Source organism: Streptomyces katrae (assembly GCF_000966975.1).
Lineage (GTDB): Bacteria > Actinomycetota > Actinomycetes > Streptomycetales > Streptomycetaceae > Streptomyces > Streptomyces katrae.
In genome coordinates this window covers 1-5,248 of the sequence record NZ_JZWV01000516.1, presented here as the reverse complement: position 1 = coordinate 5,248, position 5,248 = coordinate 1, and the positions used below count along the sequence as shown (strand labels likewise).

Annotated in this window: 5 protein-coding genes; 2 read left to right on the top strand and 3 right to left on the bottom strand. The window is 73.2% G+C overall.

The annotated features are described in order from the left end of the window. The coding region (locus VR44_RS18860; protein WP_045948708.1) for a D-arabinono-1,4-lactone oxidase at positions 1 to 1,314 on the bottom strand (1,314 nt) is incomplete at its 3' end. Then, a complete protein-coding gene (locus VR44_RS18855) occupies positions 1,262 to 2,518 on the bottom strand; it encodes an MFS transporter (protein WP_045948706.1) in 1,257 nt (418 codons plus the stop codon). The genes VR44_RS18860 and VR44_RS18855, both read right to left, overlap by 53 nt. Positions 2,519 to 2,703: 185 nt before the next feature. Between VR44_RS18855 and VR44_RS18850 the strand changes: the two genes are divergently transcribed. Continuing rightward, positions 2,704 to 3,870: a ferrochelatase gene (locus VR44_RS18850; RefSeq protein ID WP_045948705.1), complete on the top strand. Its 1,167-nt coding sequence runs from the start codon at positions 2,704 to 2,706 to the stop codon at positions 3,868 to 3,870. 9 nt (positions 3,871 to 3,879) lie between these two features. Continuing rightward, positions 3,880 to 4,683 (top strand): inositol monophosphatase family protein, encoded by an 804-nt coding sequence (locus VR44_RS18845; RefSeq protein ID WP_211275091.1) that lies wholly within the window; start codon positions 3,880 to 3,882, stop codon positions 4,681 to 4,683. 151 nt (positions 4,684 to 4,834) lie between these two features. Here the strand turns inward: VR44_RS18845 and VR44_RS45975 are convergent, their stop codons facing one another. Next, positions 4,835 to 5,002, bottom strand: coding sequence for a hypothetical protein (locus VR44_RS45975; RefSeq protein WP_167747608.1), 168 nt, complete (start codon positions 5,000 to 5,002; stop codon positions 4,835 to 4,837). Between the last annotated feature and the right edge of the window lie 246 nt (positions 5,003 to 5,248).

Here is a 5,248-nt window from a genome sequence, read left to right as displayed (position 1 = left end):
CCGCAGGTAGTCGTTGCCGAACACCCGGTCCGGGTCCAGCCGGTCGCGCAGCGCCGTGAACTCCCCGAAGCGCGGGTAGGCCGCGGCCAGGTACTCCGCGTCCCGGGTGTGCACCTTGCCCCAGTGGGGGCGCCCGCCGTGGGCGGTGAAGATGCGCTCGGCCGCCGTGAAGTAGGCCTGGTAGGGGGTGCCCCGGTACATGTGCACCGCGATGTACGCCGTCTCCCGCCCCGAGGCCGTCGACAGCGGGATGTCGTCCGCCGGGGCCGTGCGCACCTCCACCGGGAAGCTGATCCGCAGGCCGGACCGGTCGACCATGGCCTTGAGCTCCCGCAGCGCCTCCACGGCCCGCTCGCGCGGGAGGGCGTACTCCATCTCCACGAACCGCACCCGGCGCGGGCTGGTGAACACCTTGTACGGGATGTCGGTGTAGGTGCGCGCCGACAGGGCGCGGCTGGCGATCCGGGCGATGGAGGGGATGGCCGCCGGGACGGCGCGGCCCAGCGAGTTGACGGCCTGGAAGAGGCCGTTCGACAGCAGCTCGTCCTCGATCCAGCCGCTGACCGCGCCGGGCGGGGCGGCGGGGCCCTGGCTGCGGTTGTTGCGCTTGGTGTTGCAGTTGCCGGTGTGGGGGAACCAGTAGAACTCGAAGTGCTCGTTCTCCGCGACGTGCTGGTCGAACTCGGCGGTCACCCGGTCGAAGCGCATCGGCTCCTCACGGGCGGTCAGGAGGAACAGCGGCTCCACCGCGAAGGTGATCGAGGTGACGACGCCCAGCGCGCCGATGCCGAGGCGGGCGGCCGCGAACACCTCCGGATTCTCCTTCTCGGAGCAGACCAGCAGCCGGCCGTCGGCCGTGACCAGCTCCAGCCCGCGGATCTGCGCGGCGATGGAGGCCGAGTCGCGGCCCGTGCCGTGCGTGCCGGTGCTGGTGGCGCCGGAGACCGTCTGCTCCATGATGTCGCCCATGTTGGTGAGCGACAGGCCCTGTGCGGCCAGGGCGCGGTTGAGGTCCTTCAGGGCCGTGCCGGCCGCCACGGTGACGGTGCCGGCGGCCCGGTCCACCGACAGGATCCCGCTGAGCGCCTGCGGCCGTACCAGCACGCCGTCGGTGGCCGCGGCCGCGGTGAAGGAGTGGCCGGTGCCGACCGCCTTCACCCGCAGGCCCTCCGCGGCGGCCCGGCGGACCGCCTCCTGGAGCTCACCGACCGAAGCGGGAGTCACCACGCGCGCGGGCGTGGCGCGGACGTTGCCCGCCCAGTTACGCCACGCGGTCCGCCCGCTCTCCGCTGCTGTCCCCGATGTCGCCGTCACGCGAGGGCTCCTCCCCTTGCGCCGGCCTCGTCAGCCGGCGGTAACCCGCGAACGCCACCGCCGCCGCGGCGACCCCCGACGAGATCGAGACGACGTACCCGCGCTGGGCTCCGGCCGCGTCGATGACCAGACCGGTCACGGAGGAACCGACCGCGACGCCGACCGCCAGGCCGGTGCTGATCCACGTCATGCCCTCGGTGAGCTTCGCGCGTGGTACGTGCGCTTCGATCAGGGCCATCGTGGTGATCATCGTGGGAGCGATGGCGAGGCCCGAGACGAAGAGCGCCACGGCCAGAAACGGAAGGTTCCCGGCCAGTAGGAGGGGGATCATACTCACGGCCATCGCACAGATGCCCAGTACCCACCTGCGTTCCATCCGCCCCTTGAGATGGAGCAGGCCGAAGACGATGCCCGCCAGACAGGATCCGGCCGCCCAGATGGCCAGGATGAAGCTGGCGGCGGACTTGTGGCCCTGCTCCTCGGCGAAGGCGAGGGTGGACACGTCGATGGACCCGAAGATCGCGCCGGTCGCCACGAAGGTGGCCGTCAGCACCTGGAGGCCGGGGGAGCGCAGGGCGGAGGAGCGGTCGCCGTCCTGGCTGCGCGGGTGCGGCGGCGGCTCGGTGGCGCGCTGCGCGGTGAGCAGCCAGACGCCGACGAGCAGGAACCCGGCGGCGATCACCGGACCGGCCTCCGGGAACCAGGTGGTCGAGAGCCCGATGGCCAGGATGGGGCCGAAGATGAAGCAGACCTCGTCGATCACGGACTCGAAGGAGTACGCGGTGTGCAGCTCGCGCGGCGCGTCCCGGTAGAGCTCGGTCCAGCGGGCGCGGACCATCGAGCCGACGCTCGGCACGCAGCCCGCGACGGCCGCGAAGACGAAGAGGGTCCAGTCGGGGAGTCCGTTGGCGGCGGCCAGCACCAGGGCGGTGACCGAGGCGACGGAGACCAGGGTCGCGGGGCGCAGCACCCGCCGCTGCCCGTACTGGTCGACCAGCCGGGAGACCTGGGGGCCGATCATCGCGGCGGCCAGGGCCAGGGTGCCGGTGAGGGCGCTCGCCATCGCGTAGCGGCCGGTGATCTCCGAGATCATCGTCAGGATGCCGACGCCGACCATCGAGATCGGCAGCCGGCCTATGAGGCCGGCGGCGCTGAAGGCCTTGGTGCCGGGGGCCGCGAATATCGCGCGGTAGGGACTGGGCAAGGTCTCTCCGTAAGGGACGTCTTCGGCCCATACAGGTTACGACCGCCGATGAGGCACCCGCACGGGGAATATGGCGACACCGACATTTCAGACGGTGGAACTTAGGGCCACCTTACCTGTGGATCGTCCCGGCATACGGACCGGCCGGTTCTCCCGCGCCCACCCCGAGTGGCAGGATTCGGGGCATGTCAGACCAGCTCCGTGCCCCCGACGCGCCCGCGGCCGAAGGCCTCGCGGCCCCCTACGACGCCCTCCTGCTGCTGTCCTTCGGCGGCCCCGAGGGACCCGACGACGTCGTGCCGTTCCTGGAGAACGTCACCCGCGGGCGAGGGATCCCGCGCGAGCGCCTCAAGGAGGTCGGGCAGCACTACTTCGGCTTCGGCGGGGTCAGCCCGATCAACGGGCAGAACCGCGAACTGCTGGCCGCGCTGCGCAAGGACTTCGCCGACGCCGGGCTGGACCTGCCGGTCTACTGGGGCAACCGGAACTGGGCCCCGTACCTGACCGACGTGATGCGCGAGATGGTCCGCGACGGGCGCCGCCGCATCGCCGTCCTCGCCACCAGCGCGTACGCCTCCTACTCGGGCTGCCGCCAGTACCGGGAGAACCTCGCCGACGCGCTGGCGACCCTGGCGGAGGAGGGCCTGGAGCTCCCCCGGGTGGACAAGCTGCGGCACTACTTCAACCACCCCGGTTTCGTCCGGCCCATGATCGACGGGGTGCTGGCCTCGCTCGCCGCCCTGCCCGAGGACGTACGGGACGGCGCCCACCTCGCCTTCACCACGCACTCGATCCCCACCGCGGCCGCCGACACCTCCGGCCCGGTCGAGGAGCACACCGGGGGCGGCGAGGGCGGGGCCTACGTCAGGCAGCACCTCGACGTGGCCCGGGTGATCGCCGACGCCGTCGAGGCCGAGACCGGCACGGCCCGCCCCTGGCAGCTCGTCTACCAGTCCCGCAGCGGCGCCCCGCACATCCCGTGGCTGGAGCCGGACATCAGCGACCACCTGGAGGCCCTGCACGGCGAGGGCGCGCCGGCGGTGGTCATGGTGCCCATCGGCTTCGTCTCCGACCACATGGAGGTCCTCTACGACCTCGACACCGAGGCAACGGCCAAGGCCGCCGAGCTGGGTCTGCCCGTAGCGCGCTCCGCCACCGTCGGCGCCGACCCGCGGTTCGCCGCGGCCGTACGGGAACTGGTGCTGGAACGGGCGGCCCGCGAGCGCGGCGAGCGGCCCGCCGAGTGCTGGCTGGGCACCCTGGGCCAGAGCCACGACCTGTGCGCGGTGGGCTGCTGCCCGGCGCGCGCGCCGCGCCCGGCGGCCGCCGGCGCGGACAGCCCGTACGCGTAGGGGGAGAACGTGATCTCACAGGAGCTGAAGGCCGAACTGCTGGACGTGGGCCTGGAGGCCGTCCGGCGGGCCGGGGAGCTGCTGCGCGACGGCCGCCCGGCCGATCTGGCGGTGGCGGCGACCAAGAGCAGCCCGATCGACGTGGTCACCGAGATGGACCTCGCGGCGGAGAAGCTGATCACCGGGATCCTCGCCGAGCGGCGGCCCGGGGACGGGCTGCTCGGCGAGGAGGGCGCGGACGTCGTCGGCACCAGCGGGGTCCGCTGGGTCGTCGACCCGCTGGACGGCACCGTCAACTACCTCTACGGGCTCCCCGCCTGGGGCGTGTCCATCGCCGCCGAGTACCGGGGCGAGACCGTGGTGGGCGTGGTGGCGGCCCCGATGCGCGGGGAGACGTACCACGCCGTGCTCGGCGGCGGGGCCTGGTCGGGCAGCGCCCGGCTGTCCTGCCGGGCGGCCGCCCCGCTGGACCAGGCACTGGTCGCCACCGGCTTCGGCTACCTCAAGAGCCGGCGGGAGCACCAGGCCGAGGTGGCCCGGCGGATCATCCCGGTCGTCCGCGACGTCCGGCGCGGCGGCTCCGCGGCGCTCGACCTGTGCGACGTCGCGGCGGGGCGGCTGGACGGGTACTACGAGCGCGGCCTGAACCCGTGGGACTTCGCGGCCGGCGAGCTGATCGCCCGCGAGGCGGGCGCGCTGACCGGCGGCAGGCCCGGCGAGCCGCTCTCGGGCGAGCTGGCCGTGGCGGCGAGCCCGGCGGTCTTCGCCTCGCTCCAGCCGCTCCTGGAGGAGGCCGGGGCCTGGCACGACTGAGCCCCGGGGCCGGACATGCGAACGGACCCCCTGCCGCGACCGCGGCAGGGGGTCCGTCGCCGTTCCGGGTGCCCTCCCGGGGCCGGGGCTCCGGGAGGGCGGTGTCGTTCGGGCCGGGACGGCCGGAGGCAGACCGGGGCGGGGGCCCCGGTCAGGCCGCCTTGACCGCCACTCCGTGCTCCGCGGCGAGCCGCTGGAGGTCTTCCAGCGCGGCCTGTTCCACATCCGCGAGGTAGTCGTCGCCCGTCTCACGGGCCTTGCTCAGGTCCGACTGCGTGGCGCTGATGCGCTGCAGGAGACCCGCGGTGAATGCGTCCATGGGTGCGCCCCCTCTTCGTGGGTCGCGGCGTACCTGCGCGGGGCAGTCCGCCGTCAGGGAGTGGATGGGGTGTGCAGACGTCCTCCCCGGCACCCTGGGCCCAGAAACCTCGTAAGACGAGGGAATCCTCACTTCCGACCCCTTCAGGCGCCCGAGAGGGCGCCCAGGGGCGCCTTACAGCCGGTTTACGGCCGAAACCGGCAGGATGGAGGCGCAATACAGGTGCTGTCTCTTATACACATCTCT

What these genes read in the sequence shown, in the direction of transcription:
- VR44_RS18850 (WP_045948705.1), top strand. Translation starts at nt 2,704, where the DNA reads ATGTCAGACCAGCTCCGTGCCCCCGACGCGCCCGCGGCCGAAGGCCTC.
- VR44_RS45975 (WP_167747608.1), bottom strand. Translation starts at nt 5,002, where the DNA reads ATGGACGCATTCACCGCGGGTCTCCTGCAGCGCATCAGCGCCACGCAG.